At 48.6% G+C, this 4,301-nt stretch carries 2 protein-coding genes; both read right to left on the reverse strand.

The window, feature by feature from the left end; all coding sequences use genetic code 11:
• Window positions 1-573 (reverse strand): hypothetical protein (locus CZ345_RS16805; RefSeq protein ID WP_204224175.1); only part of this gene is annotated, 573 nt, incomplete at its 3' end.
• Window positions 573-3,956, reverse strand: coding sequence for a DEAD/DEAH box helicase family protein (locus CZ345_RS00215; protein ID WP_144277182.1), 3,384 nt, complete (start codon window positions 3,954-3,956; stop codon window positions 573-575). The genes CZ345_RS16805 and CZ345_RS00215, both read right to left, overlap by 1 nt.
• Between the last annotated feature and the right edge of the window lie 345 nt (window positions 3,957-4,301).

Consider the following 4,301-nt stretch of genomic DNA (forward strand, 5'->3'; position numbering starts at 1 on the left):
GTGAGCGACGAGGAGGTCGAGAGGGTGTACGATGAGCTGAACCGCAGGCCTCGCAAGCGCCTGGGGTATCTGACGCCGTACGAGGTCTACCGATCGGCCTCGTTGCACTTGCTGTGAAAAACTAAGCTTGATTTTAAGCAGTGTCTTAAGTTCATCTTGCGTAAAGAGATCAATATTCTCATCAATGAATACTTCATTAGCGTAAGGGTAGCTAGCCAAGAGGTCGCGGAGTAATTTTACGGAGCCGCCGCCATCTCTCACCGCAAGAAGGCCGCGTGCAAACGTCGAACGCTGCGTTTTGGGAAGACTCTCTGTAGAATGCCCTGAGAACGACTGGTTCTTTCCAGAAGAAGAAGATGCATTGTGATGTAGGACTGTACTTGATGAGGGCCTCGACGACATTTCACGAGCCGCCTTGCGCGCCGCCCTAATATCAGAAATCTTCTCGAGACAGTCCCTAGCATAAGAGGAATCATATTCCCCTGTGCGAAGCTCTTCTTCAAGCGCATCCAAATCGATACCAAGGAGTTGGACGCCCTGTTTTTCTAGAATATCTTTGACGTCCATGGTCATCAGCCAACTACTGGTTTATGAAGTACATCTAACAACTCTTTAAGCATGGGGAATCTATCTCCAAAGAGCGCATTGAGGTCATAGTTGATAAAGGGGCTATCATTCAAGAGCGTTTTAGCTTCGACGTCTCCGTTTGCGCACGCATAGTCCACAACTTGCTGCATAAATGCACGCTGTTCATCGTCCAATTCCGGCGCATCAAGGATGTGTCCGAGCTTGGTCTTAATGGCTTCATCGGATATACCAGTCTTTTTTCTTAAGAATGCGAAGAGAGGTGCACTATTGGACCATGCGGCATATTCTGCTTCACTGCCAAGCCTTTTCGTGAAGGCATCTTTGAGCTCTTTCTTTTCATCCTCGGTAAGAGGCTCGAGTGAGCGTAGTTTAGAAAGAGCGGTATTGTCGTCATCCCTCAAATACTCTTCGTAGCGATCAGCGTATGTCTTACCTTGGATTCCATATACGTCTTCACCCTTGATAAGAGTATCCGGAAGATCAACCACGTAGTACTCCCGCCGATCCGGAATGTACTGCATCAAATCACGGAGCTCGTTCCTAACGTACTCCGCGCGTTCAAGAGAGTAGCAATCGAAGAGATACGAGCCGTCCATCATATCAATGAGGAGCTTTTCCTTTTTCTGGATGGCGGGAATGCTTTTCAGTTTGAGCAGCGCCTCCATGCGATGGGTAAAATCATCACCAGCACGCTTGAAGCCATGCTTGATGGCTCGAGGGTCTTTGCCGCTTTCGAGATATTCATCGCATTTCACTTCTACCGTAAGCATGAGGATATCGAAACTTTTGACCTTGGCAGGTTCTGTGTTATGGGAGAAAAGCGGTAGGATACGATCCTCGATTTCCGCAACGCGATGCTCGTTTAGGTGATTCCAAGCTCCTTCAGTCCGATATTTATTGACAAAGGCGATATTACGGTCGACTTCGATAGCGTCGTTATTGAGCGAGCTAACTCCAGCCTCAAAATACTGCAGGAGAGCATCGCGATACTTTGCTTCGAATTCGGTAGGGGCTTTCTTTCCCTGTAGCTGCACGAGCATCTCGAGCATAAGTTTATCTCGGAGGAAGCTCTGCGACGAGGGCTTAGCAACATTGCCACTTCCCATGACGGTAGACCATGTACCGCGCGTTCCAAAATAACGGAAGTTGTCAAAATAATCGAAAGCAAGGAAACCTTGTTTATCGCCCTCTGGACCGAAGATGCCCTCTGACAATCGCGTGCCCCGACCAACCATTTGTAAGAATTTGATTTTAGAGCGTACCGTTTTGAAAAAGACGAGGTTAAGAATGTCGGGGACATCTATGCCTGTGTCGAGCATATCAACGCTTACGGCGATTTGTGGCATCTTGTCTCGCTCGCCAAAGACGTCGACAAGTCGCAAAGCATCTTCAACCTGGCTATCGATGAGCTTACAGAAATCTGCACCAAGACTGGGATAGAGTGCCTGAAAGCGCTTCGTAATGACCTCGGCTTCTTTGTGATTCTTGGCAAAAATAATAGTTTTGCCCAAAGTGTCATTCGCATTGATCTTAAGCCCTTCTTGCATAAGATCTGCAAGCATGAGGTCAATGGTGCGCACGTTTATGATGGTACTACCCGGTTTGATAACGATGTCATTTGTCTCGTCGGACACCGTTAAGGCAGTATCGAGGTCTTCTCCGAATTCCTCTTCAATAGCCGCCTTCTCTTCTTCGGAAAGATCATCATAACTAATACCTCGACGAAGAGCCTCGGTTGTTCGATCGCAGACTTCAAAGCCGACGAGATACTTATCCTGAATCGCCTCTTCGAGCTCATATGCAAAATCGGGTTCGCCGCTTGGAAGAAAAAACACGTCATAGGTGCTCTTGTCCTGATCACTACGAGGGGTTGCTGTGAGACCGATCATGAGCGCATCGAAGTAATGGAACAACTTTCCATACTTCGAGAAGAGCGATCGATGTGCCTCGTCGACGATAATCAAATCGAATCGTCCAATTCCGAATTCTCTTGTATCCCCGTCAACAAGGCGAATCATAGTTTGGTATGTAGCAAAAATAATGCGGGCGTTCTTATCCCTACTGTCGCTAGTTCCAGTGAATATGGATGTGGTGATATTGGGAAGCAGCTTATTAAAGTTCTTATGAGCCTGCCGAACGAGGCTCGTGCGATCGGCAAGAAATAGTACGTTTTTTATCCACCCGGCCTGCATCAAAACATCGACCGCTGAAATTGCGACACGCGTTTTGCCGGTTCCCGTGGCCATGACTACAAGGCTGCGACGACGATTATTCGAGAATGCTTGGCAGATTGCCGATATCGCTTTTTTCTGATACTCACGATTGGTTATTTCATCATTGATACTGGGTTGCGTGATGCTCTTACGAGACACAGCGCGTTGCTTGAGCAGTTCGAGTTCGCCGAGCGAGTGGAAACCGAAGACGCGACGAGCGGGGAAGCCCAAACAGTCAAGACAGAAAATGTGGTAACCGAAAACGTAGTATGCGGTTGGGATATACCCGTAATGTTGTTTAAGCACCTCAGCAGCATGCCGTGCTGCAACACGCCCCTCGATTGGACTGCTACCGGAATGCGTAAAGTCAATGACGGCGAGGGGGCGGCCGTCTTTGCCATAGAGAACATAGTCAATCGTTGAACCATCGTCCAACGTTATATCGATTGAAGCGGTCGAAGGATAAGCCTGATTGCTCGAGTTAGCAATGAGCCAGTGTGCTTCGCGAAGGGAGGCTTCTACGAATAGACGTCTGTTCTCTTCTTCGTTTCTCCGGCGGAAAACATTGAACTTAGCTCGACGTAAAGTTGGAGCGAAGTGAGAAACGACCTCCTCGGTTAGAGTGAGCGGTGGCTCCGGCTTTGTCGGCGCAGCGGTTTCGGGCGCAGAGGTGCAAGAAGCTGGTTCTTTAACGTCAGAGGAATCTAACTTGCCGTTTGGCTTATTCGATACTTCCGTAACCTTTTTCAACGGAGAAACAAATACAGGGTAATCCTTGATAACCCCTAAATTCATGCATATTTCGCCAATAATATATTGGAGCTGCTCGAGCGTCTTGCAAGCAACCGCCGGAGTTACCGTATTTCCGTGTGCTCCACAGTTGCCGTTAATTCTAACCGTGTGAATCGCGGATATTATCGTCTCATCGTTGATATATTCAACGAAAGTGGGGTCGGTCACTCTTTCAAAAAGCGTCTGGGACGAAGCATCTTGGTGAATCACGGATTGATAAACAAGAGCCACGATGTATTCAAGTGCAGTTCGGGCTGATGCGCAGCTCATGTCTGGGAATGAAATAGCAAGTTGCTCTGCCTTATTGCAACGTTCGAATAACGCTTCGAGCTCGGGTGTTTCTCTAAGAAAATCGAAATTCATGGCTACCCCATCGACAAAGAGTCAGTTTTCAAATTATATGGCAATCGCCGCTGTATTCCGATGCAGTTCGATGGGGCTTTTCGTAGTAGCTTCCCGCACGTTCTCGACTGGCCTCTGCCTGCCATGCCGTGAAGAGTCAACGGGGTCGGGTTCAAATGACTCATTGAGTCAATTGAACCCGACCCCAATGTCTCATTCCATGGCCACAAAGATCGTCGAGGCGCCCAGAGCAATCTCGTCACCGGGATACGATACCGCGCGCCTGGCCACCGGCCTCGAAATCGATCAGACTCACAAGCACGAAAAGAAGCGTCTCGGCGATAAGCAGGGCGAAGGTGCCGCGCA

It is taken from the genome of Mailhella massiliensis, assembly GCF_900155525.1.
GTDB lineage: Bacteria > Desulfobacterota > Desulfovibrionia > Desulfovibrionales > Desulfovibrionaceae > Mailhella > Mailhella massiliensis.

Bases quoted from the DNA above. Each gene is read 5' to 3' on its own strand.
- CZ345_RS00215 (WP_144277182.1), bottom strand. From the start codon at position 3,956: ATGAATTTCGATTTTCTTAGAGAAACACCCGAGCTCGAAGCGTTATTC.